Below are 23,850 nucleotides of genomic sequence, written 5' to 3'. Positions count from 1 at the left end.
GTTGAAATCTTATTGGGAAACGTCTTTGCCGAAATACTTCTGCGAAATTCGTGCGTAGGTGCCATCGGCCTTGATGTCGGCGAGCGCCTTGTCGATGGCCTCGCGCAGCGCGGGATCGCCCTTGCGGATCAGCACGCCCGATTGATCGTCGGCAGTGCTGGTGTCGCTGGCGGCGACCTTGAGCTTCGCGTCGGGCTTGTGCTTCTGGAAATCGAGGAAGGACAGCGAGTCGTTGATGGTGGCGTCGACGCGGCCCGAGGTGAGCAGGTCGATCGACTCGTTGAAGCCTTGCACCGGCACGACATCGGCGCCATGTGACGCGGCGAGCTTGCCGAAGTTGCTGGTCAGCGTATTGGCCGACTTCTTGCCTTTCAGGTCGTCGAAAGAGTGAATCGTCGTATTGTCCGAGCGCACGATCAGCACGGCGTGCGTGGAGATATACGGCGTGGAGAAGTCGTATTTGGCCTTGCGTGCATCGGTGATGGAGACTTCGTTGATGACCGCGTCGTAGCGGTTCACATCGAGGCCAGCGATCAGGCCATCCCACTTGCCTTCGACGAATTGCGGCTTCACGCCCAGCCGTTGTGCGATGGCAGAAGCGATATCGACATCGAAGCCGGTCAGCTTGCCGGTTTCATCGTGGTAGGTAAAGGGCGCGTAAGTGCCCTCCGTGCCGACGCGGAACACCCCGGCGGACTTGATCTGGGCGAGTTCGTCGGCGGCGAATGCGGGCGCGGCGGCAACGGCCGACAGCAGGGCGGCGAGCAGTACTGAGCGAATGGCTTTCATGGTAGAAACTCGCGTATAAGAGAACGTCAGGAATGAACTCGATCGAGGAGTCGACAGATTCTACTGAGCGCGCGCCCTGCCACAAAATCGTTGATGCGCTATTCATATGCCGTGGTGGAATATAACGGCGGAAACGGCGCATCCACGAAGGCGGCATTAGAAGCGCGTGCGCAGGCCGATGGTGGCGACCACCTGGGTTGCGGTAGAGGAAGCGCCGCCCGCCGTGTCGATAAACGCGACGTAGTGATGACCCGAGACGTGCTGGTAAATGCCTTCGAGATAGACATCGGTACGACGCGAGAATGAATAGACGAGTTGGGTGTCCACCTGTTGCCACTTCGGATCGGTTGAATACGTTTTGGTATCCGAAACATGACCGTCGGTATAAACGTAAGCGAGACCGAGCTTGAGATGGCGTGCGAGCGGATACTCGCCATTGAGTTCGTAGTTATCGAAACTCACGTTGCCGCCCGCCGAGCCGAACGACGTGCTGCCTTCGAACTCGCTGTGCGAATAGACGAAAGCCACCGACCCTGCGCCCACGGCGTAGCGGATCGCGCCCGCCGCGACGCGCTGCACCTCGGCCGCGAGCGTGAAGCCACCCACGCCATTCGCCGCCGACTCGGCGGTGTCGACCGCGCCGCTGCCCGTCGCGCCTGCCGCGTGATCGATCTGCAAATAACCCGCGCTTAGACTCAAAGGCCCGCGCGCGTAACTCGCGCCCGCACTCCACGCACGGTTTGCATTGAAGTCGGTGCTGTTCGAGAATGCATACAGCCCGCCGAATTGCAGGCCCGAGAAGCTCGGGCTGGCGTATTTCACGGCGTTGCTGAAGCGCAGCGAGTCCGCGAGATTGTCGTTGTCGAACGGATGCGCAAAGCTCGTCTTGCCGAACGTGCCCGCTTCGGCCGACAACGGCGCTACGTAATCAACGACCGAATCGTACTGTCGACCCACGGCGGCGAAGCCATAACGCTCGCTAGTGAGCCCGACCCATGCCTCGCGGCCAAAGAGGCGACCGTCCTGGCCGAGCTTGCCATTTTGTACATTGAAGCCATTTTCGAGCACGAATACGGCATTGAGACCATCGCCGAGCGATTCGCGTCCGCGAATGCCGAAACGGCTGCCGTTGATATTGCCGCTGGTGGCCTGGAAGAGCGCGCCGTGTGCGCCGCTTTTGCTCACGTTGTTGGTGTACATGAGACCGGCGTCGATCATGCCGTAGAGCGTCACCGAGTTCTGTGCGAAAGCGGGCGATGAGAGCAGTGCGGCGGTCAATGCGCCGAGCAGAATTTTTGTTTTCAAGCCAAACCCCTGAAAGCGTGTGTCGAACCTTGCGATGCACAAGGTCAGGCCGATGCTAGGGAGAGGCGGGCGCTGCGCTAACGGATCGATTGGGGAAAGCTCATTGCTCACGCGCTGCTTTGCATTTCACGTAGACGGGAAAGGGCCACGCGTGTCACTGCTGGCTTGCCGATCTCGCGAATAAAGCGTTATGCATCAGGTATTTCGATGCGACGTCCGCTTAAGCGTCAAGCGCACGGAAAGCGCTTTCGCGACCTCTTGCACAAGCATTATTTGGCTTCGCGGAAGACAAAATTCCACTTCGTGCGTGGCGAAATACGCACGCTGGCGCGATCTCGAGCAGTCTGCCCGCCCCGGTTTCAAGCCCATGTCCACCTGCTGGAAATCGCGGCTGCGTGCGGCGTCGCCTGCGGATAATCCTCGAAAAACCCGCCTGCCTGACAAACGGTAAGGCGGTTAGACGGTTATCGGCGAAATGCATCCACAGGAGACACGTTGTGTCGCGCATTACAGGTCAAGTGGTCGAATACACGTACGAGGACGCACGGCTCGTTGGCTATCTGAGCCGGGACGAAGCGATCGGAGGCAATCAACCGGGCATCGTGATTGTCCACGACGCCTTTGGCGTCAGCGAATTCATCAAAGGCATCGCAGATCGCGTGGCCGCACTCGGTTATGCCGTGCTCGCCGCCGATGTCTGGGGCGACGGCCTGCAACTGCGCGACGAAAGCCAGATCGGCCCGACCATCGGGCGCTTCGTCGGCGATCGCGCGACCTGGATGGGGCGCCTGCGCGCTGCGCATGAGACGCTCGTTGCGCAACCCGGTGTTGACGGCTCGCGCATTGTGTTCACGGGTTACTGCTTCGGCGGAGCCTCGGTGCTCGAATATCTGCGTACCGGTGCCGGCGTGGCCGGTGTGGTGAGCCTGCACGGCGGGCTGGACCTGCTGGGCGACGACTGGCAGGCGGCGCGTGCGGGCACGAAGGCGCTCGTGCTGACCGGCTTCGACGATCCTATGGCAGCCGCGCCGAAACTGCTCGCCTTGCAGCAACACCTGAACGCCGCGAAGATCGACTGGGAAGTCGATAGCTACGGCCTCACGCGGCATGGCTTCACGAATCCGCACGCCGACCGGGCAGGGCGTCCCGAAGTGATCGCGTACAACGCGCAGGCCGAACGGCGGTCGTGGGCGGCGATGTGCCGCTTCCTCGCCGAGGCGCTGGCCCTACACCAATAATCGAGGGAGGAGACGCCCATGCCAGTCAGCCACGACTATCACGATCTGCTGTTCCCGATCGACTCGCCCCGCCTTGTCAGTTGCCGTCATAAGGATGCCTATCAATATGCGAGCGATATTCAGGGCTTTCATCCGCAGGTAGCGGAGATCGTCGCCGGTTGGCGTGCGGCCTACGCGCAGCCGTTCAAGGGCCTCACGAGCGATGGGAACGTCATGCCAGGTCTGTACCGCCTGGAAGACGAAGGTGCGCCCACGCATGCGATGACCGAAGCGGCCAACCGTCTGCTGAGCGAACTCAGTGAAGCGGCGCGCGAACAATTGCGCTACGACGTGGGCGCGAGCGAATGGCGCATCTGGAGCAATCCCGAGTTCCTTGTCAATCCGCGCGGACTTCGTCTGGAAGAACTGCCGATCTCGCAACGCCGCGCGGTCATGGCGCTGGTGGCGGCCAGCCTGAGCCCCGAAGGCTACCGCAAGGCCGAAGGCTGCATGCTGACGAACGGTTTTCTCGGCGAGCTGTGTGGTCTGCCGCAGATCATGAACGAGTGGAGCTATAACTTCCTGCTGTTCGGCACGCCATCGCCAATGCAACCGTGGGGCTGGAGCCTGTACGGCCATCATCTCTGTCTGAACTGCTTCGTGCTGGGCGGGCAGATGGTCATCTCGCCGACCTTCATGGGTGCGGAGCCGAATGTGATCGATCGCGGGCCGCACGCGGGCCTCGCGCTCTTCACCGATGAGGAACACATCGGTCTCGAACTGATGCGCTCGCTCACGTCGCCGCAGCGTGAGCGCGCCACCGTCTATCGCCGCATGCACGACCCGGCGATGCCGTCCGGACGCTGGAACATCGCCGACCAGCGGCACATGGGCGGCGCGTTTCAGGACAACCGCATCGTGCCTTACGAAGGCGTGCGCGCGAGCGAGTTTTCGAAACGCCAGCGCGAGCGCCTACTGGAGTTGGTCGAACAATTCATCGTCTATTTGCCGGATGGCCCGCGGCGTGCGCGCATGCGCAGCATCGCGGCTTCGCTCGACGAAACCTGGTGGAGCTGGATTGGCGGCCACGGCGACGACGACGCGTTCTATTACCGCATCCAGAGCCCAGTGGCGATGATCGAGTTCGACCATCACAGCGGCGTGTGGCTGACCAACGAAGAACCGGCCCGATGCCACATCCATACGGTTGTGCGCACACCGAACGGCAACGACTATGGGCGAGACCTGCTGCGCCAGCACTACGAACAGATGCATCCGGGGCAATGCCCGGGTGTGGAGTGCACCGCGCATCGTCATCAGTAATCGACAAGCATTGAGAGGAAAAACGTATGGATCTGGGTATCAAGGGCCGGCGCGCGTTCGTGTCGGCATCGTCGCAGGGACTGGGCTTCGCGTGTGCGTGTGCGCTGGCGAATGAGGGCGTGCACGTGACGCTGAACGGCCGCAATCAGGACAAGCTCGAATCCGCCGCGCAGGCGCTTACGCAACTCGTGCCGGGCGCGCAGGTGTCATTCATCGCTGCCGACCTCTGCACACCCGAGGGGCGCGAAAAGATTCTCGCGTTCCAGCCGGAGGTGGACATCCTCGTCAACAACAACGCCGGGCCGCCACCGGGCACGCTCGACGAATGGGACGAGACCGCGCTGCTCGGCGCGCTGGGTGCGAATATGATTCCCGCCGTGCAATTGATGCGCGCGTACATTCCGGGCATGCGCGCGCGGCGCTTCGGCCGCATCATCAATATCACCTCGGCAATGGTGAAATCGCCGCACTACATCATGGGCTTGTCGACGTCGGCGCGCACGGCGCTCACCGCCATCAGCAAGGCGATCAGCACGGAAGTCGTGGTGGACAACGTCACGGTCAACAACCTGCTGCCCGAGCGTATCGATACGCCGCGCCAGGAGTTCATGGCGAAGCGCCTGATGGCCGAGCAGGGCATCGACCGCGACGAAGCGCGACGCCAGATTGCGCAGACGATCAACGCGAAACGTCTCGGACGTCCGGAAGAATTCGGCGCGGCTTGCGCATTCCTGTGCAGCGAACTGGCGAGTTATATCTCCGGACAAAACCTGCAACTCGATGGCGGCTCGTACGAAGGTCTCATCTGATGCTGGAGAACCACGCATGAACGGGCAGGAAGCCATTCTCGCACTCGAAACGCGACGGCAGGCGGCCTTGATTGCCGTCGATCTTGATGCGCTCGATGCGATGTTCGATGAAGACCTCGTGCACGTTCATAGCACGGGCCTCGTTCACGACAAGGCCGCGCTGCTACGTCATATCGAACTCAAGCGAGGCTTTGCCGCAATCGAGCGTGGGCCGCTCACGATACGCATCGAAGGTGCCATCGCCGTGATGACCGGCCCGATGCGTAGCGTTATGCACGCAACGGATGGCTCGGGCGAGACCGTCATGCAGAGCTTCGTGACGCAGGTATTACGCAATACGGCGCAGGGCTGGCGCTTTATCAGCTTTCAGTTGACGGTTGACCGCACGAACTGAGCTTCGCGCAGACATTACAGGAAATCCAGCATGAAATTGCTTCGTTTCACCGAAGGCGGGACGACCCGCATCGGCAAGCTCGTCGGCGACGACGTGATCGATCTGTCTGGCGTGGCGGGCGTAGGCGCGTCCATGCGCCAGCTACTGACGGACCTGCCCGCTTTGCGCGAGGTGCTGGAGGCGGCGCGCGGCCCCGCGTACCGGCTCGATAAGGTTCGCCTTGCCGCGCCTATCGACGATCCGCAGAAGTATCTCGCCATCGGCCTCAATTACAAGGCGCATGCGGAAGAGGCGCGTGCCGCTGGTGTTCCGATTCCCAGCAGTCAGCTCTGGTTCAACAAGCAGGTGTCGTGCATCACGGGGCCGTACGATCCGATCGAGTATCCGCGTGTGGTGGAGAAGCTGGACTACGAGATCGAAATGGGTGTCGTGATCGGCAAGCGCTGCCGCAATGTGAAGGCGAGCGACGCGCGTTCGGTGATTGCGGGTTATTTCGTTACGAACGATGTGTCGGCGCGCGACTGGCAGAATCGCTCGCCGACTTTCACGCTCGGCAAGTCTTTTGACACGCATGGTCCGATTGGGCCCTGGATTACGACTGACGATGAAGTCGATGATCCGTTGGCGCTGGAAATGGTGCTCAAGGTGAATGGCGAGACGCGTCAGCAAAAGTCGACCGGCGACATGATCTACGATATTTATGCGCAGATCGAATATTTGAGTACGGTGATGACGTTGGAGCCTGGCGATATTCTTGCGACTGGCACGCCCGAAGGGGTGGGTATGGCGCTTGGGAAACTGCTGAAAGCGGGCGATGTCGTGCGTGCGGAGATTGAGGCGTTGGGGTTTATCGAGAATGAGGTCGTGGCCGCTGGGTGATCGCGGGTGCAGAGGTATGTTCAAGCCGCTCCCGGGGCGTTCGGGAGCGGCTTTTTTGTGGGGGGGGCAGCGTGGAGAGGCTGTAGTCGGCCAGTCGTGGACATACCAAAGCCTCAACTTCCAGGTAGCTAAACAGCCGGCATTTATCGCGGAGCAGCTATTTATGGAGAAGTGAGCGACCAGCGCGGCTTTCCGCGCAGATCCGCTCGACTGAACGGTTATGCGTCGATTTCACCACCGACTAATATGTTCCTCACTTCTAGCGCTGCTCAAGACCACGCGGCGTGCACCTCGAAGGCCCTGTCAGTTCCACCAGTTTCTCTGGCTCAATCAGAATCACGCGAACGAGGTACAAACGCACACAACCACTGACTAAAACTAAAAGAGGCGCACTCTGCCGCCTGCGTCAGCTGTGGAGAAATCTGGCGCATCAATGTGCGAGTAATTCAAGTGACAAGTTTGATGCCGGTTGTAGGTGGTGCTTTTTAGTTCTATGAATATATTAGTTTATATTGTTATTATCGACACGATTTCTTAGAGTCTGCTTTAATGTCTCCAAATCTTCATTGGAATTGTACGCAGCGTCCATTCCTTTTTCTTTGGACCATTTTCTGAACTCTTCCATCTTTTTCTCTCCTGTCGTCGTAAGCCCTTCGCCGCCATTAATCTCGAAGCCAATTACTACTGTTGAATCATCCGAATGATCTTGGTATCTCTTCTTAAGTTTATTGATAGCCTTTTCCAGCTCATTGGTCGGCAACTTGCCTGTATAATTCTTGTCTTGACCGTATACAACTCTTTTTTTTAATCATTTCTCTTGTTCTCCTTTAGTTTGCGCAAATATTCGAAATAATCAATATTTGATTTTATTATGCGCTCGTAATCCACGCCATCATCCTGTTGGTTGGTTGTTTTTTTGCGTAGATGCTCAATATCTCCGCTAGTATCTTGTTGCATTAATCCGCCAATCTCGAGGGACTTTCCTTCCAATATGCTACCTTTTCCCATGTCAGCCCCCTAAGAAATCAAGAGTTTTATATTGCGGGAGTCGGTCATCCCATCATTAATGAGAAATATTTTTATCAACATATTGAGCAGCGTAATGTCTCGAATATTTGATATTAATTCTTCGCGTTTTGATTTTCCTGATGCGTTCTCTAAATCAGAAAGCAATTTATCTTCTATGTGATCTACTTTTTCGGATAATTCGATGATATGTGTTGTAGATATTTCTCTGTATTCCAGCCCTTCATCATCTTCGAATGCTTGAAAGGATGAAACGAATTTTTCCGATATCAGCGAATCCAGAAAATCTGTGACTATCACTTCTTTACTGAGGTTCGAGTAGTCTGAATTTAATTTTCCTTCTCGCGTTTCAAATTTGGCAACACTCAAATTCATGCTCATGATTTTTCCTCTTTACAATAGTTTCACGACATCACTTCTAATTTTTTGCTTTAATTCAGCTATTGTTATTGTTTCTTTTAAGTAATCATCTGGCATGATGTAATTTAGTGATTTAGGAATTTTATCTGATAGATGTTTGGCATATGCTTCTAATTCTGTCGCGTCGCATTTTATTTCATATTGAAAAGAAAATCTGCGCTTAAGCGCTGGATCTAACAGGTCAAAGCAGTTTGTTGTCGCAAGTATTGTTATTTTATGCTCGATCGATATTGATTGAAAAAAATCCATTAAAGATATAAAGGCTCTTTTCATCTCTGATACTTCATTTCTTTGCTGTCTATCAACTAAGATCCGATCAAATTCATCTAGAAACAGGATAATCCCCTCTCCATTTGTGCATAGTTGATTTATTTCTTCGTATGCAAAATGAAAATTTTCTAGTGTTTTTCCAAGTTCCGACGTAATTATGTCTTGGAAATTAAGTTCATATGTTTCGACTTCAAGCTCTTCTAATGCATATTTGGCCAGGGAATACGATAATGTCGTCTTTCCTGTTCCAGTTTTGCCGTAAAAAATATTAATACTTCTAATGTCTAATTCATCACAAAAATCCAGCATTGGTTTATTGGATCCGTGAACCAAATTTATTACCTTTTTGCATGAATCGTATATCTCATCGTGTCCGATTAAATCAGGTTTGTTTTTTATTAATTTTTCATCAACTCTAGTAAGAAAGCTCATGCTTTGGATTCTCTTCTAACGGATCTAACAGTTTTTATGCGGGTATCAAGGGCGGTATGTCAATTGCTAATGCCGACAGCCATTTTCGCACTTAAACATCATACTCCTCAAGCCACACGTCGCGCCCTTGTTTATATATCAACCTTCAACTAGCTGACACGTGGCAGTGCTCCCGCCGACGCTGCCGACGGCGGTATCATGATTCAAGGCGGTCGTTATTTGCTTTGACCGAGAAACGGCAGCTCCGGGCCGTGCGCCGCCGATCAAATTCTGGCGAGGTTGAAGCCGCCTATGCCAATTGCATGCACAGCTCCCGCTCAACTTCGGACCACGGCCACGCATTCACGCGGACGTTCGATCGACGACTACGCACAGACACCGGACGCACCGTGTCGTTGCATCATCAGCCCACTGTACAGCCTAGCCAAATCCCGATGCTGCTGGACAACAATGCTGCGTAAGTAGACCGCTGCGTAGCAACGTCGGGCTCCGCCAACCTTATTGCCCCGGCGCGAGGCCCACACCGAGTTGCATCATCAACCCGAGTGTGTCCATGATGATGCGGCTCTCCTTGATCCTGCCGTCTTGAACACGGTCGATGACCATTCCCCAGACGCGTACCGGATGCCCGGTGGCGGGCACGCCGAGAAACTCTCCACGGTGCGTGCCAGTCCATTCGAACCGGGTCAGCACCCGATCTGCGTCAGAAAATTGCTCCTCAATCCGCCAGTGCATATCCGGGAACGCGGCCCGCATGCCCCGCACGACCTCCTTGAGGCCTTCGAGACCGGGACCTTGGCCGGGGAATGGGACCTGTTCGACCATGTCTTCCCAGAAGAATTGCCCGGCGGCATCAATGCGCCCCTGGTTCAGAACCTCTTCAATAAACCCGCGAACAATACCGCTGATCTCAAGCATGAGATGGACTCCTGGCAGTGGGTTGAACGATCAATTGGCCGGCATTGAGTGGAAACGCGGCAGTCGCTGGATTCGCCCATCAAGGCTACCCGAAAAAACCGGGAGCCGGGCGAGCGCTGCTCAATAGTGTCCGTTGGACTTTATGCCCTTTTCACCCAACGGATTGATCCACCGGCGCGAGATGATTCTCCTTCGCCCACGCCCGCAAAAACTGAATAAATGCCGTCGCAATCGGCGGCACATAAGCATTGATACGATAAGCCACGCCGATAGGCCGCAACTTGTAGTTCCCATCGGGTTTGATCAGCGTATAGCGGCCAGTGGCAGTGAGCGTAGCCGCCAGCGGCGACGGGATCATCGTCAGAAAATCGGTACGCCCGAGCACATCGACCACGAGACTCAGCGACGCCGTTTCAAGCGCCACGGCGTCGCGCGTCAGCCCGAACCGCGCCATGCCCGCCTCGACATCACGGCGCAGCGGATCCTGTTCGAGGCAAGCAACCCAGCGATACTGCTGTAACTGCGCGACGCTCACGTTCTCCACGCCTTGCAGCGGATGACCGTTGCGCCCGATGATGACGAGTTCGTTATCGACCAGCGGCTCGAAGCGCAGGCCGTGATCCTCGGGGAGCATCTGCGTGCCGCCCACCACGAGATCGAGCTGGCCGCCGTCGAGTTCTTCAAGCAGGCGCGGCGTGGGCCCGGGCAGCACACGCACGGAGGTCTTCTGGCGTTGCGCCAGAAAGCGGCTGATCGGCTCCGACATCACGCCATTGGCGAGCGAGAACGACACGCCCAGCCTCAACTCGCCGACTTCGCCGCGATGCACCGCCGTGCTCATTTCGGCGGCTTGCTGGCTCAGGTCGAACAGCATGCGGCCGTAAGCGGCGAGCGTTTTGCCTTCGTCGGTGGGAATCGCGCCGTGCTTGCCGCGATTGAGCAGCCGAACGCCGATACGTTGTTCCAGCAGGCGGATATTGCGGCTAAGGCCCGGCTGCGTGAGACCGAGGCGTTCTGCAGCCGAATGGAACGAGCCCAGTTCGACAATCATATGAAGCTGGATCAGATGTCTGGGGTCGATGAGCACGCTGCGAAGTCTCCGGTATTTTTCGGGAATTCTAGCAGCCGACAGGCCGGTTTCCCCGCCGCCCGATGATCAACATCATTTGAATCCCCCTTCAAAAAGCGTAATTTGCGCGCACCATCGTTGCGCGCGCAATCAGTTTCTACACGGCAACTCTCCATAACGGAGAAAATATCCGGGTTTCCACTGAGAGGAAATCGGGGTTCGAGCCAGGCCATTTCCCTGATTGTCGAATAGGGCGCGAAATGTTATTCGGCGGCCCATAAAACGGGACTCGGCGCGTCTGCGATGCCATACGTTATGGATCGGCCGCTCGCGCGCATTCTTTTGATTGGACGCTCTTTGCGTCGCTCCGTAACCTCCACTTCCACCAGGCGAACACGCTTGAGGACCTATCAGGAAGACAGGAAGAGGACGACGCGCAATGACGATCCGCAATATCCAGCATTTCTCCATGACCGTGCCCGACCTCGAAGTCGCGCGCGCGTTCTATGACGACTTCGGTCTCGATACCTTCTATCGCGACGGCACGCTGGTCTGCCGTTGCTACGGCCGCGAGCAGGATCAGGTGATCCTCACGCAAGGCCCGCGCAAGCGTCTCTCCTATGTGAGCTTCGGCACCGACGAGGCATCGTTTGCCGCGATCCGCAAGCGTCTGGAAGCCGCTGATGTCGAACTCGTCGATGCACCCGCCAACGTGCCCGCCGACGGCGTCTGGTTCCGCGACTTCGACGGCATGCTCACCAACATCAAGGCCGCCGACGAAGCGCCATGGGACACCGCGCCGCGCGTCACCTTCAACACGCTGGAGAACCGCCAGGCGCGCAAGGGTCGCACCGAACTGATGGACGAGCATCCCATCAAGCCGCGCCGCATGGGGCACGTGGTGCTGTTTTCCACCGATCCCAATCGCAAGGTCGCGTTCTACAACGAGATGTTCGACATGCGTCTTTCGGATCGTGTGGCTTCGTTCCTGAGCTTTCTGCATTCGTCGGCGGGTAGCGATCACCACATCGTCGCGTTCGGCAAGTCGACCACTTATGGCCTGCATCACGTCGGTTTCGACGTGGGCACGAGCGATGAAGTCGGTGCGGCTGCGCGCCAGATGGTCAACAAGGGCTATATCCCGGGCTGGGGGCCGGGCCGTCATTTCGTCGGCTCGAACACGTTCGCGTATATCCGCGATCCCTGGAACAGCATGCACGAGTACTTCGCCGATATGGACTACATCACGCCCGAAGCGAACTGGGACGCGCAGGACTGGGTGCAACTCGGCACGCGCAGCATCTGGGGCGATGCCGAGCCGCTCGACTTCGCGAAGAACTTCGAGACCCCCGAGCTGGGCCGCTAAGCCCACGCCATTCTTCAGAGGAGACAGCACATGACCGACTCGGACCACGCATTCGAGACCCGGCTGTATATCGACGGCCACTTCGTGTCCGCGAGCGATGGCGCGACGCTGCCCGTCATCAATCCTTCCGATGAACGCTTGATCGCCCATGTTGCGGCAGCCACCGAAAGCGATGTGGACAGGGCGGTGCGCGCGGCGCATGCCGCGTTTCACGGCGCGTGGGGCGCCACGGACGGCCCGACCCGCGCGCGCCTGTTGCATCGCCTGGCTGATCTGGTCGAGCGTGACGCCGACGCGATCGCGCGCCTCGAGAGCATCGACAACGGCAAGGTGTTCGGCATGGCGCGTCATGCCGATGTCGCCAACCTGATCGCGACGCTGCGCTATTTCGCGGGCTACGCCGACAAGCTCGACGGCCGCAGCATTCCGGTACCCGACATGTTCGGCCGTCCGGTGCTGGCCTACACCGTGCGCGATCCGCTTGGCGTGATCGGCGCGATTGCGGCTTATAACGCGCCGACCATGTACATCGGCTGGAAAGCTGCGGCTGCGCTCGCGGCGGGCAACACGGTGGTGCTCAAGCCCGCGGAGGAAGCGCCGCTGTCGACGCTCTACGTCGCACGGTTATTCGATGAAGCGGGCTTCCCGCCCGGCGTGTTCAACGTCGTGCCGGGCGCCGGGCCGGTGGCGGGCATGGCGCTCGCACGCCATCCGCTTGTCGCGAAGCTGAGCTACACGGGTAGCGGCGCGGTCGGGCGCATTCTTGCGACCGAAGCCGCAAAGACGCTTAAACCGCTGACGCTCGAACTGGGCGGCAAGGCCGCGCAGATCGTGTTGCCGGACGCCGATCTGGACGCTGCCGTCGATACGCTCGCGATGGGCTTTCTCGCCAACCAGGGGCAAATCTGCGCGGCGGGCACGCGCATTCTCGTGCACCGCACCCGCGTCGCCGAAGTGGCCGAACGGCTCGGCGCCATCGCGCGCGCCCAGGTGATCGGCGATGCGCTCGACCCGGCCACCACGCTCGGCCCCGTGATCAGCCAGCGCGCGGTCGACCGCATTCTCGGCTTCTGCCGTGCGGGCATCGACGAAGGCGCACAACGCGTCACGGGCGGCAAGCGGATCGAGCGCCCTGGCTTCTTCCTTGAGCCAACCGTCTTTATCGGCAACAACACGATGCGGATCGCGCGCGAGGAAATCTTCGGCCCTGTGGCCTGCGTGATGCCGTTCGACGACGCCAATGAGGCCGTCGCCATCGCCAACGACAGCGACTATGGCCTCTCCGCCGGCATCTTCACGCGCGACTTGAGCGCGGCCCATCTCGTCGCGCGTCGATTGCAGGCGGGCGCGGTGTGGCTCAACGGCTTTGGCCTGATCGAACCGGGTCTGCCGTGGGGCGGCGTCAAGGCAAGCGGATATGGGCGCGAGAACGGCCTCAACGCGCTCGACGACGTCACGCACGAAAAGGTCGTCACGGCCTTGCTTTGAGCGAATGAACCTTATTTATCCCGCAGTTTTCAGGAGTTTTCAGATGCAGACGAAGGTTTCCATTCCCTCGGACGGTATTCAGTTGTCCGGAGTGCTTCACGTCCCGGAAGATGCCAAAGGAGCGCGCCCTGCAATCGTCGTGTCACACGGCTTTGGCGGCAACAAGGACGGCGAAACGCATGTCATCGAGGCGAATCTTTACGCGAGTCTGGGTTACGTGGTGCTGCGTTTCGATTTCCGGGGGTGTGGCGAAAGCGGCGGCCAACCCGGACGCGTCATCTGCCAGGAGGAAGTGGCGGATATGCGCAACGTCATCACGTGGTTGCAGGCGCGCCCCGAAGTGCGCGCCGATCGCATCCTGCTGAGCGGCCAGAGCTTTGGCGCGGCCATCAGCATCTTCACGGGCGGCGTCGATACGCGCGTGTCGGGTGTCGTCTCGATCGGCGGCTGGGGCGATGGTCTGAAGAAGTCGCAGGATCAGCATCCGAGCCCGCAGGCGTGGGCTCGCTTTGAATCGCTGATGGCCGAAGGGCAGCGGCATCGTGAGCAGACCGGCGAGTCGTTGATGGTCAAGCGCTGGGACATCGTGCCGGTGCCCGAGCATCTGCGCAAGAACTTGCCGGAAGGCTCCGTCATGGACTTCACGGCGGACACGATGGCGAGCATCTGCACCTTCCGGCCGAAGGACGTGATCGCGCAGCTCGCGCCGCGTCCGCTGCTGATGCTGCATTCGGCCAACGACAGCGTGACGCCGACCGCGCAGGCAATCGACGTCTTTCAGCATGCGGGCAAGGGCGCCGAACTGATCCTGCTGACCGAAGTGGATCACTTCCCCTTCGCCGACGGCAACGGCCGCCTGCCGCAGATTCTCAAAGGCTGGCTGGCGCGCTATTTCCCGCTTGAAGGTTGATGGCTAACGCAGCGTGCGCCGCTTCAATGCGGCGCGTGCTGTTGGTGGTGTGTCAGGCGATCTGTTCGTCGGCGATGCGGTAGATCGCGGGCGTGGGCGTGAAAAACGCAGCGGGCACGAGGATCTTGCTTTCCTGATGCTGGATCAGCGGCAGGATCTTCTGCACATAGGCGCTCCAGCGCGGATCGCGCTTGAGCAGCGCGCGGCGGCGCATGCGGTCGTTGAGATCCTCGTAGCCCCACATATGGATCACCTGGTTGAGCGTGCCGAGCTCGCTGGTGTAGTAGCCAAGCGGCTTGGGCAGGTATTCGAGCTGCACTGACAAGCCCTCGGACGTGTAGTGCGAGAAGTACGCGGCGGTATTACCCGGATGCAGCGTGTAGGTACGGTGTTCGATGATCATCGTCGTCATGTCGTTCGGAATGTGGCGGGAGCGGTGCACAAGGCACCCGGACCATGCTCCGCGTTTTCAAGCGACATGACGGCGGCTTTTCTGCTGGGTGGAAATGGTTTGTTGTGCGTGCAACGTAATGAATCAATGCAGGCCGGGGAAATGCTGAAGCGCATCGCGAATGCTGGACGCCGTCGCGCGCAACTGGCGCGACAGCAGTTCGACGCGCGAAGCGGACATGCGATTGTCCACCGCTGCCACGCTGATGGCGGCGACGGGATTGTCGAGCGTGTCGAGGATCGGCACGCCGACCGCGGTGGTCCCGAGCGTGACCTGACTGCTGATCAGCGCATAGCCTTGTTTGCGGCAGGTTGCGATCGCGCTGCGCAGGGCGCGCTCCTGCAGCGATTTTTGCGTCGGATAGCGCTGCGTGATGTGCGCCACGGTGTGCTCGCGCTCTTCGTCGGCAATGGCCGAGAGGATCGCAAGGCCTCCCGCGCCGAGTCCGAGTGGGCGGCGGCTGCCTACTTCGAGCGTGACCACGCGGATCGGCGAGGGGCCTTCGTAACGATCCGCACAGACCGATTCGTAGCCACTGCGCACGGTGAGGTAGACCGTATCGCCGATTTCTTCGGCCAGCCGCGTGAGGATCGCGCGGCAGGGCTCGCGCAGGTCGTAGATCTGCGAGGCCGCAAGACCGAGTTCGAAGCTCAGCGGTCCCAGCAGGTAGCGCTTGTTCGATTCGCGCTGCACGACCATGCGCTCGGCGATCAGCCGGCGCAGCAGTCGATGCACGGTGGAATGCGGCAGTTTGGCGGCATCCGAGATTTGTGTGAGGGCCAGGCCGAAGCGGCCTGCCGTGGCGAGCAGGCGCAGCATTTCCATCGTGCGTTCGATGGTGCCGGCGTCCGATGTCTCCGTATTTGCTTTGGATGTCATGTTCACTGATTGGAAAACGAGGTTTGAGCTTGCCGGTGCAAGCGTAAATTTCACCTGCATGAAGTGTAATCAATCTTTCCGATAGGTGGAAACAAGAGATGAAGCTGGCATCACTCAAGAATGGCAAGCGCGATGGCGCGCTGATCCTCGTGTCGCGCGACCTGACGCGCGCAGTCGCTGCGGACGATATCGCCGCGACCTTGCAACAGGCGATCGAACGCTGGGCCGAGGTCGAGCCGCAATTGCAGGCGCGATACGCAGCGCTCAACGCGGGCACCGCGGCTGGCGCGTTCGCGTTCGATCAGACCGCTGTGGCTTCGCCGCTGCCGCGCGCGTATCAATGGCTCGACGGTAGCGCGTATCTGAGCCACGTCGAGCTGGTGCGCAAGGCGCGCGGCGTGGAGATGGCGCCGTCGTTTCTTGAAGATCCGCTGATGTACCAAGGTAGTTCGGACTACTTCACGGGCCCGCACGATCCGGTCTTTATCGCAAGCGAGGATTGGGGCGCGGACCTCGAAGCCGAGATCGCCGTGATCACCGACGACGTGCCGATGGAAGCCACGCCGGAAGAAGCGAAATCGCATATCAAGCTGCTGATGCTGCTCAACGATATTTCGCTGCGCCACATCATCCCGCCGGAACTCAACAAAGGTTTTGGCTTCGTGAACGGCAAGGGCGTGACGGCGTTTTCGCCGGTCGCCGTGACGCCTGACGAACTGGGCGACGCGTGGGACGGCAGCAAGATCAGCTTGCCGCTCACGGTCCACGTGAACGACGCAAAGCTCGGCGCGCCGCTCGCGGGCGTCGACATGTATTTCGACTTCCCGCGCCTGATTGCGCACGCGGCGAAGACGCGTCCGCTGGGCGCGGGCACGGTGCTGGGCTCCGGCACGGTGTCGAACCACGATCGCAGCAACGGCTTCTGCTGCATTTCCGAAAAGCGGGCCCTTGAAACGGTCGAACACGGCAAGCCGCGCACGCCGTTCTTCCATTTTGGCGACCGCGTGCGCGTCGAGATGTTCGATGCGCAGGATGCCTCGATCTTCGGTTCGATCGACAACGAAATTCGCAAGTACGCCAAGTAATACACCAGCCCGGTCAAGAGCCGGGTTGCACCATCACGTGAGACGCCAATGAGCAGTGTGCTGACATCGACGCCGGGCCAGGCCTATATGAGCGGCTTCGGCAACCAGTTCGCCACCGAGGCCGTGCCGGGCACCTTGCCCGAAGGCCGCAATTCGCCGCAGCGTGCCCCGCACGGTCTGTATGCGGAGTTGCTGTCGGGCGCGGCCTTTACCGCGCCACGCGCGGAAAATCGCCGCACCTGGACTTATCGCGAACTGCCTTCGGCGGCGCACGGCGCGTATCGGCAACTGGCGCTCACGAACTGGGAGTCGGCGCCCTTCACGGAAGTCGATACGCCCGCTAACCGCTTTCGCTGGAACCCGTGGCCCGCGCCTGCTGCGGGCACCGATTTTATCGACGGCATCGTGACGATAGGCGGCAACGGCAGCACGGACGCGCAGACGGGTATCGCGACGCACGTCTACCGCGCGAATCGTTCGATGACGCATCGCTACCTGCTTAATACGGATGGCGAAATGTTGATCGTGCCTCAGGTTGGCGCGCTCACGGTTCGCACCGAACTAGGCGTGCTCGATGTCGCGCCGGGCGAGATCGTGGTGATTCCGCGCGGCGTGCATTTCCGCGTCGATCTGATCGATGAGCGAGATGCGTGTGGTTATATCGCGGAGAACTATGGCGCGCCGTTTCGCCTGCCCGAACTCGGGCCGATCGGCTCGAACGGGCTTGCCAACCCGCGCGACTTCCTCACGCCTGTCGCGGCCTATGAGTCCGGCCCGCGTGATGTGAGTGTGGTGCGCAAGTTTCTGGGCAAGTTCTGGGAAGTGCAGCAGCGCTATTCGCCGCTCAATGTGGTGGCCTGGCACGGCAATCTCGCGCCGTACAAGTACGACCTCGCGCGCTTCATGGCGATTGGCACGATCTCGTTCGATCACCCCGATCCGTCGATCTATACGGTGCTGACCGCGCCTTCCACGGTGCATGGCACCGCGAATTGCGACTTCGTGATCTTCCCGCCACGCTGGCTTGTCGCTGAGGACACATTCAGGCCGCCCTGGTTTCATCGCAACGTGATGAGCGAATTGATGGGGCTCGTGCGCGGCGTCTACGACGCCAAGGCCGAAGGCTTTGTGCCGGGCGGGGTGAGCCTGCACAACTGCATGATGCCGCACGGCCCCGATGCCGCGACTTTCGACAAGGCCAGTGCGGCCGATCTGCAACCGCACAAGGTCGATAACACGCTGGCCTTCATGTTCGAAAGCTGTCATGTCTTCAGGCTCACGCGCCGTGCGCTGGAAGCGGCGAACCGGCAGCCCGACTACGACGCGGTGTGGGACGGTTTTCGCGCGGCGAGCCTCTAGATGAACCGCAGGATTCCGAACAGTTTGAATCCATCGTAAGCAACCGCAACAGAGCGAAGAAAAATCATGGAGACATACGACGCGATCATCGCCGGCTACGGCCCGACTGGCGCGACGCTGGCCAATCTGCTCGGCACTTATGGCCTGCGCGTGGCCGTGGTCGAGCGCGAAACCGCCGTCTACGACAAGCCACGCGCCATCACGGCCGATCACGAAGCGCTGCGCGCCTTCCAGTTCGCAGGCCTCGCGGAGCGGCTCTCCGAGGGCACTTGCCCGCATCCTGGTACGGACTTCGTGGGTGTCGAGGGCGAGGTGATCAAGCGCTTTTACCCGATGCCGGCACCGGGACCGCTGGGCTGGGAGCCGACCTTCATGTTCCATCAGCCGACGCTGGAGACGCGTCTGCGCGAGGGTGTCGCGCGCTTCGGCAAGATCGACGTGCTGCTCGGCCATAGCGTGACGGATCTTCAGCAGGATGCCGAGGGCGTGGAGATTGACGTTACGTCGGCGGACGGTGCGCGTACCTCGCTGAGCGGGCGTTACCTGCTGGCCTGCGACGGCGCGCGCAGCGTCGTGCGCAGCCGCATCGACGCCCCGCTGTTCGATCTGGCGTTCGACGAATGGTGGGTCGTGGTCGATGCCGATTTGCATACCGATGTCGAATTGCCCGAGCGTTGCGTGCAGTACTGCCGCCCATCGCGTCCCGGCACCTACATCGTCGGGCCGGATCGTCTGCGGCGCTGGGAAATCAAGGTGATGCCCGGCGAAACGCCCGAGTCTTTCAACGATCCCGCGCACGTGAAGGCGGTGCTCTCGACCTTTGTGGATACCTCGGGCATCGAGGTGCAGCGTGTGGCGATCTATCGCTTTCACGCCGTGGTGGCTGAAAAGTGGCGCGAGGGTCGTGTGTTCCTGCTCGGCGACGCGGCGCACCAGATGCCGCCGTTTCTCGGGCAGGGCATGTGCGCCGGCATTCGCGACGCGTGGAATCTCGCGTGGAAGCTCGACAAGGTCATCAAGGGGCACGCCGACGATTCGCTGCTCGATAGCTATGGGCTGGAGCGCCGCCCGCATGTGCAGACCGTGGTCGAGCACGCCAAGTCTTTCGGCCTGATCATCGGCGAACTGGACGAGACGGCCGCGCGTGAACGCGATCGCCAGCTTGGCGCCGAACTCGCGGCGGGCACCGCGCCGACGATACGCCAGTCCTTCATTCCGGGCCTCGCGGCGGGATTGCTCGCGCTCGACGCCGCAGGCAAGCCTACGGCAGGCGCAGGAAAGTTGTTCCCGCAACCTTGGGTGAGCGGCACACGACTCTCACGCACGCGGCTGGACGATCTCGTTCGGGGCGACTTTTACGTGGTGGCTGTCGATGCCTCGCTGGCTCAAGACGCGGTGCTTCGTCTTGCCGGTTCGGCACGCCTTGCAGGCGCGAAAACGGTGTGTTTTGCACAAGACGCTCCATCGGCAGCAATCGCCGCCGTGGAAGAAATCGACCTCGTGCATCGCTGGCTTGCCGAGCACGGCGGCCGGATCGCACTGGTTCGCCCAGACGGCTTTGCCTATGGCGTAGCGCAGACGGCCGAGGCGTTCGGCGCGCTGGTCGATGACCTCGATGCCGAGCTGCTTGGTCGGAACACAACACGCACGGAAACCGGCAGCGCATGCACGGTTTGAGCGAACGATAAATGCAGCGGAGCAGGGGAAAGCCGCATTTAAAGCAGTAAAAACAAAACAATCACGGAGACACCATGGAGACGAATCAACACGCGAAGTCGCGTGTGCGCAAGCTGTGCCGAGCCGTTGCCCTTGCCTGCGCGATGCTGCCATTTGCATCGCAGGCATCGACATATCAACCGGCCGGCATCGATCTGGGCGCGACGACGTTCAACGACGCCTTCGGCAGCGTCGAGCCGGGTTGGACCACGATCCAGTTGCTGCAATACGAAAACAATAACCACTTCTACACGAACACCGGCTCGCAGAGTCCGGCTTTCAAGAATGCGGAACTTCACGCGTTCGTGTGGCTGCCCCAACTCATCTACACTTCACCGCTGCATTTCCTGGGCGGCGCGCTGGGTCTCACGGCGCTGTTGCCCGTGACCTCGCTGAATTCGCATTCGGATGAAATCAATCCGTACGCGCCGACGCTCACCGCGCGCTCCGGTTTTGGCGACATCACGTTCGGCCCGTTCCTCCAGTTCGCACCGATTATCAGCGGCGGGCGTCCCGTGTTCGTGCAGCGATTCGAGTTCGACGTGATCGCGCCAACCGGCGCCTACGATCCGAACAAACTGGTCAACCCGGGTTCGGGTTTCTGGTCGCTCAATCCGTACTGGTCGGCGACCTTCCTGCCGACAGCGAAGACCGAAGTCTCGGTGCGCCTGCACTACCTGTACAACCTGCGCAACGATAACCCCGGCATCAACAATCCGTTCCAGGTGCCCGATATCGCGAACTTCCAGGCCGGCCAGGCGGTGTGGGCCAACTTCGCCGCTTCGTACAAGGTGCTGCCGAACGTGGAGGTGGGCATCAACGGCTTCTACTTCCGCCAGATCACCGACGACCGCGTGAACGGCCAGAGCCAGAGCGCGGCCCGCACGACGAATCTCTCGCTCGGCCCCGGTGCCGAATGGGCCATTGACCGCAGCAACTTCGTGTTCGCGAACCTCTATCTGCCGGTCGTCGAACGCAATACGTATTCAGGCGTTCACGTGAACCTGCGCTGGATCCACGCGTTCTGAATGGTTGATCGACAAGGAGACAAACATGGCAATTCGACAGTCGGCGATATTCCGTATCGCCATCATCTATAGCCTCGGCGTGCTGGCAGCGATGACGGTTGGCGGCGCGATTCCCGAACTCGACGCGATCGCACGCGAGTTCCATCCACGCGACCCGTCGCTGCTTGGACTCGTGATGTCGTTGCCATCGGTGATGGTGGCCGTGGGCGCGCTCGTCGCGGGATATTTCGTTGACCGCTTTGGCGACAAACAGGTCTTGTTTCTCGGCGCAATCGCGATGGTGGTGGGCGACGTGATCGTCTGCGCCGCGCCGACGATGTCCACGCTGCTGGTGGGACGCGGCGTATGCGGCATCGGCTACGTGCTGATGGCTGTGTCTGCGATCACGTTGCTGATTCGCGTCGTGGATGCGCGCCGCCGCAATATGGCGATTGCGATCTGGTCGACCTTCGTGCCAGTGAGCATGATCATTCCGTTCATGCTGGCTGGCGTGGTAGCGAAGGCCGGAAGCTGGCGCTACGCGTTCGGCGGCCACGCGGTGATCACGATTGTCTTTGCGCTCGTGCTGCTCGCGAGCATCCCGGCACGCAGCAAGGAATCGCGCCAACTGTCGCGCACCACCGGCGTGCTCGCCGTGCTGCGTTCGCCGTGGCCGTATCTACTTGGGATCTCGATCGGTGGCGACGCGTTCCTGCATGTGGGCATCATCGCCTCGCTTGCACCGTATCTGCATACGCGTTACGGCATTGACCCGATGACAGTGAACCTGTGGAATATCGGCGCAATGATCGTCAATGCGCTGGGCTCGCTGCTGTTCGGCAAACTGCTCGACTGGGGCGCGCCGCCCGTCAAGACCGGCATTATCGCGATCCTCGTGACCGGCGTGCCCGCGCTCGTGATGTTTGCCGCGCCCATTGGCGCACCGGCCTCGATTGCGCTGTCCTGGCTCCTGCTGTTCGCGAGCGGTGTGCTGACCGGCATGTGGGCCTATACGCCGAGCGTGTCGCCGTCGCCGGAAAGCATCGGTGCGACGAGCGGCATCGTGACCCAGATTACGCTGCTTGGCGTGCTGCTGAGCGGCCCGATTTTCTTCGCGGCGGAAGCGGCGCCCACACCGCTGCCGATCGTCATCACGATCCTCGCTGGCGTGATTGCCTGCTCGGTGCGTCTGCCGATACTGGCGCGCGGCACGCAGCCGGTCTGGGCGCGCGACCAGGTCGATGCTAACGTGGTGGCCGCGCACGGTTGAAGATTGGCTGGTTCGACATTGAAACGAAAGCGGGTCCCGATGAGTGACCCGCAGTGAGACTAAGAGAGGTGCATGGTGGACATTGCAATCATTGGCGGTGGTATTGGTGGTCTGACGTTGGCTCTGCGGCTGCATCAGCAAGGCTTCAAACCGCGCGTGTACGAAGCGACGGCGGAACTGCGACCGCTGGGCGTGGGGGTCGTGAGCCAGCCGTACGGCACGCGCGAGATGACCGAACTGGGCTTGCTCGACGAACTCAATGCCGTCTCGGTGGACGCGGTCGAGTCGATTTACTACAACCAGTACGGCCAGGAAATCTACGGCGAGCGATGCGGGACGCAGATGGGCTATCCGCACGCCCAGCGCTTCGTGCATCGCGGGATCTGGCAGATGATGCTGTATCGGGCCGTGGTCGAGCGGCTGGGTAAGGATGCCGTGGTGCTTGGCGCGCGATGTGCGGGTTTTACGGAAGATGAAAATGGCGTGACGATTCGCTTTACCGCGCATCCGAACGCGACGGAACCGGTGCCCGCCGAAGTGCGTGCGGATGTCATGATCGCTTCGGACGGCATTAATTCAGCGGTGCGTGCGCAGCTTTATCCGCAGCAATCGGAGCCGCATTATTCGGGTATTACGCTTTGGCGCGGCGTTACCTTGATGAAGCCGTTCAAAACGGGTGGTGCGATTTTGCATATCGGCGCGCCTAGTCAGGGCAGCCTGATTGTTTATCCGATCGTCGATAACTACGAAGGTACCGGCCTGACGCTTGTCAACTGGATCGTCGAGCAGAACGATCGCGCGCAGAGTATCGAGGACTGGAACCAGAAGGGCGATATTGCCGAGATCGCGCATATGTTCGATGCCTGCGAGCTCGATTTTATTGATGTGGGGGAGATGCTGCGCAAGGCCAAAGAGGTCTATCTGTTCCCGCTGATCGATCATGATCCTCTTGAGCAGTGGTCGTTTGGGCGCGTCACGCTGATGGGCGATGCGGCTCATGCCATGTATCCGCGGGGCGGCAATGGGGCGTGTCAGGCGCTTGTCGATGCGCGTGTTATCGCTGAGCAGCTTGCTACTGTTGATGATCCTGCTGAAGCTTTTCGTCGCTATGAGGCCGAGCGGCGTCCAGTCGCTAATCGCATCGTGATGGCGAATCGTGGCGATGGGCCGGAAGTCGTGCGGCGTATTGTCGAGCAGCGCACTGGTGGGGCTCGGTTCGATGATATCGAAAAGGTGTTGCCGTTTGCTGAGGCCGATTCCATCTTTAAGGAGTATCACCGGTTGGCCGGGATGAAGCGGCCTAATGAAAATCCTGGTGAGGCTAGTGGGTTTCGGTCGGTGTTTTTTCAGAATAGTTGATTCGCTGGTGGTGTAATTTGAATTTTTAGTTGGGAAAGGCCGTTATGGTGCGATTTTTGTACCGTAGTGGCCTTTTTTGTTTTAAACACCGTTTGGGGTTCCTTGCGGG

Annotated in this window: 24 protein-coding genes; 14 read left to right on the top strand and 10 right to left on the bottom strand. The window is 59.9% G+C overall.

Going from position 1 to position 23,850, the window contains the following annotated elements; genetic code table 11:
• Positions 1–9: 9 nt before the first annotated feature.
• Both U5782_RS15410 and U5782_RS15405 read right to left on the bottom strand, forming a co-directional pair.
• A complete protein-coding gene (locus tag U5782_RS15410; protein ID WP_322044710.1) occupies positions 10–789 on the bottom strand; it encodes an amino acid ABC transporter substrate-binding protein in 780 nt (259 codons plus the stop codon).
• A gap of 156 nt (positions 790–945) precedes the next feature.
• Complete coding sequence (locus U5782_RS15405; protein ID WP_322044709.1) at positions 946–2,094, bottom strand: porin; 1,149 nt, start codon at positions 2,092–2,094, stop codon at positions 946–948.
• 497 nt (positions 2,095–2,591) lie between these two features.
• Here U5782_RS15405 and U5782_RS15400 point away from each other — a divergent pair, with 497 nt between their 5' ends.
• The 5 genes from U5782_RS15400 to U5782_RS15380 are packed head-to-tail and all read left to right on the top strand — an operon-like array spanning position 2,592 to position 6,716.
• Entirely contained in the window at positions 2,592–3,332 is a 741-nt protein-coding gene (locus U5782_RS15400; RefSeq protein ID WP_322044708.1) for a dienelactone hydrolase family protein, read from the top strand.
• Positions 3,333–3,350: 18 nt separating this feature from the next.
• Complete coding sequence (locus U5782_RS15395; RefSeq protein WP_322044707.1) at positions 3,351–4,634, top strand: DUF3500 domain-containing protein; 1,284 nt, start codon at positions 3,351–3,353, stop codon at positions 4,632–4,634.
• 26 nt (positions 4,635–4,660) lie between these two features.
• Positions 4,661–5,443: an SDR family oxidoreductase gene (locus U5782_RS15390; RefSeq protein WP_322044706.1), complete on the top strand. Its 783-nt coding sequence runs from the start codon at positions 4,661–4,663 to the stop codon at positions 5,441–5,443.
• A 16-nt stretch (positions 5,444–5,459) separates the two neighbouring features.
• The gene (locus U5782_RS15385; RefSeq protein ID WP_322044705.1) at positions 5,460–5,837 is read left to right on the top strand and encodes a nuclear transport factor 2 family protein; all 378 of its coding nucleotides are present in this window, start codon (positions 5,460–5,462) and stop codon (positions 5,835–5,837) included.
• A gap of 30 nt (positions 5,838–5,867) precedes the next feature.
• A complete protein-coding gene (locus U5782_RS15380) occupies positions 5,868–6,716 on the top strand; it encodes a fumarylacetoacetate hydrolase family protein (RefSeq protein WP_322044704.1) in 849 nt (282 codons plus the stop codon).
• A gap of 502 nt (positions 6,717–7,218) precedes the next feature.
• Here the strand turns inward: U5782_RS15380 and U5782_RS15375 are convergent.
• From U5782_RS15375 to U5782_RS15350, 6 genes are all read right to left on the bottom strand, one after another.
• On the bottom strand, positions 7,219–7,476 hold the full coding sequence (locus tag U5782_RS15375) for a hypothetical protein (RefSeq protein WP_322044703.1): 258 nt from the start codon (positions 7,474–7,476) through the stop codon (positions 7,219–7,221).
• Positions 7,477–7,520: 44 nt separating this feature from the next.
• Positions 7,521–7,724, bottom strand: a complete 204-nt coding sequence (locus U5782_RS15370; protein WP_322044702.1) for a hypothetical protein — start codon at positions 7,722–7,724, stop codon at positions 7,521–7,523.
• Positions 7,725–7,733: 9 nt separating this feature from the next.
• Positions 7,734–8,123 carry a hypothetical protein gene (locus tag U5782_RS15365; RefSeq protein ID WP_322044701.1) on the bottom strand — a complete coding sequence of 130 codons (390 nt, stop codon included), beginning with the start codon at positions 8,121–8,123 and terminating at the stop codon, positions 7,734–7,736.
• A 12-nt stretch (positions 8,124–8,135) separates the two neighbouring features.
• On the bottom strand, positions 8,136–8,864 hold the full coding sequence (locus U5782_RS15360) for an AAA family ATPase (protein WP_322044700.1): 729 nt from the start codon (positions 8,862–8,864) through the stop codon (positions 8,136–8,138).
• 498 nt (positions 8,865–9,362) lie between these two features.
• Entirely contained in the window at positions 9,363–9,782 is a 420-nt protein-coding gene (locus U5782_RS15355; RefSeq protein WP_322044699.1) for an ester cyclase, read from the bottom strand.
• A gap of 151 nt (positions 9,783–9,933) precedes the next feature.
• Positions 9,934–10,869, bottom strand: a complete 936-nt coding sequence (locus U5782_RS15350; RefSeq protein WP_322044698.1) for a LysR family transcriptional regulator — start codon at positions 10,867–10,869, stop codon at positions 9,934–9,936.
• A gap of 421 nt (positions 10,870–11,290) precedes the next feature.
• Here U5782_RS15350 and U5782_RS15345 point away from each other — a divergent pair, with 421 nt between their 5' ends.
• From U5782_RS15345 to U5782_RS15335, 3 genes are read left to right on the top strand one after another with little or no spacing between them, the layout of a single operon-like run.
• Positions 11,291–12,217, top strand: a complete 927-nt coding sequence (locus tag U5782_RS15345) for a VOC family protein (protein WP_322044697.1) — start codon at positions 11,291–11,293, stop codon at positions 12,215–12,217.
• Positions 12,218–12,247: 30 nt separating this feature from the next.
• Positions 12,248–13,705, top strand: coding sequence for an aldehyde dehydrogenase family protein (locus tag U5782_RS15340; protein WP_322044696.1), 1,458 nt, complete (start codon positions 12,248–12,250; stop codon positions 13,703–13,705).
• Between the two features lie 43 nt (positions 13,706–13,748).
• A complete protein-coding gene (locus U5782_RS15335; RefSeq protein WP_322044695.1) occupies positions 13,749–14,615 on the top strand; it encodes an alpha/beta hydrolase in 867 nt (288 codons plus the stop codon).
• A 52-nt stretch (positions 14,616–14,667) separates the two neighbouring features.
• On the opposite strand, the gene U5782_RS15330 is transcribed toward U5782_RS15335, so the two are convergent.
• Both U5782_RS15330 and U5782_RS15325 read right to left on the bottom strand, forming a co-directional pair.
• Complete coding sequence (locus U5782_RS15330) at positions 14,668–15,027, bottom strand: NIPSNAP family protein (protein WP_322044694.1); 360 nt, start codon at positions 15,025–15,027, stop codon at positions 14,668–14,670.
• 123 nt (positions 15,028–15,150) lie between these two features.
• Entirely contained in the window at positions 15,151–15,945 is a 795-nt protein-coding gene (locus U5782_RS15325; RefSeq protein ID WP_322044693.1) for an IclR family transcriptional regulator, read from the bottom strand.
• A gap of 98 nt (positions 15,946–16,043) precedes the next feature.
• Between U5782_RS15325 and U5782_RS15320 the strand changes: the two genes are divergently transcribed.
• The 6 genes from U5782_RS15320 to U5782_RS15295 all read left to right on the top strand — a co-directional run bounded on the left by U5782_RS15320 (position 16,044) and on the right by U5782_RS15295 (position 23,741).
• The gene (locus U5782_RS15320) at positions 16,044–17,030 is read left to right on the top strand and encodes a fumarylacetoacetate hydrolase family protein (RefSeq protein ID WP_322044692.1); all 987 of its coding nucleotides are present in this window, start codon (positions 16,044–16,046) and stop codon (positions 17,028–17,030) included.
• A gap of 48 nt (positions 17,031–17,078) precedes the next feature.
• The gene (hmgA, locus tag U5782_RS15315) at positions 17,079–18,389 is read left to right on the top strand and encodes a homogentisate 1,2-dioxygenase (RefSeq protein WP_322044691.1); all 1,311 of its coding nucleotides are present in this window, start codon (positions 17,079–17,081) and stop codon (positions 18,387–18,389) included.
• Between the two features lie 66 nt (positions 18,390–18,455).
• Positions 18,456–20,066, top strand: coding sequence for a bifunctional 3-(3-hydroxy-phenyl)propionate/3-hydroxycinnamic acid hydroxylase (locus tag U5782_RS15310; RefSeq protein ID WP_322044690.1), 1,611 nt, complete (start codon positions 18,456–18,458; stop codon positions 20,064–20,066).
• 74 nt (positions 20,067–20,140) lie between these two features.
• Positions 20,141–21,133, top strand: a complete 993-nt coding sequence (locus tag U5782_RS15305) for a transporter (protein WP_322044689.1) — start codon at positions 20,141–20,143, stop codon at positions 21,131–21,133.
• 25 nt (positions 21,134–21,158) lie between these two features.
• Positions 21,159–22,382: an MFS transporter gene (locus U5782_RS15300; protein WP_322044688.1), complete on the top strand. Its 1,224-nt coding sequence runs from the start codon at positions 21,159–21,161 to the stop codon at positions 22,380–22,382.
• A gap of 72 nt (positions 22,383–22,454) precedes the next feature.
• Positions 22,455–23,741, top strand: a complete 1,287-nt coding sequence (locus U5782_RS15295; RefSeq protein WP_322044687.1) for an FAD-dependent monooxygenase — start codon at positions 22,455–22,457, stop codon at positions 23,739–23,741.
• Positions 23,742–23,850 lie beyond the last annotated feature (109 nt).

Origin of the sequence: Paraburkholderia sp. J67, from assembly GCF_905220265.1 — a bacterium.
Lineage (GTDB): Bacteria > Pseudomonadota > Gammaproteobacteria > Burkholderiales > Burkholderiaceae > Paraburkholderia.
This window is presented reverse-complemented; position numbering and strand designations above follow the sequence as displayed.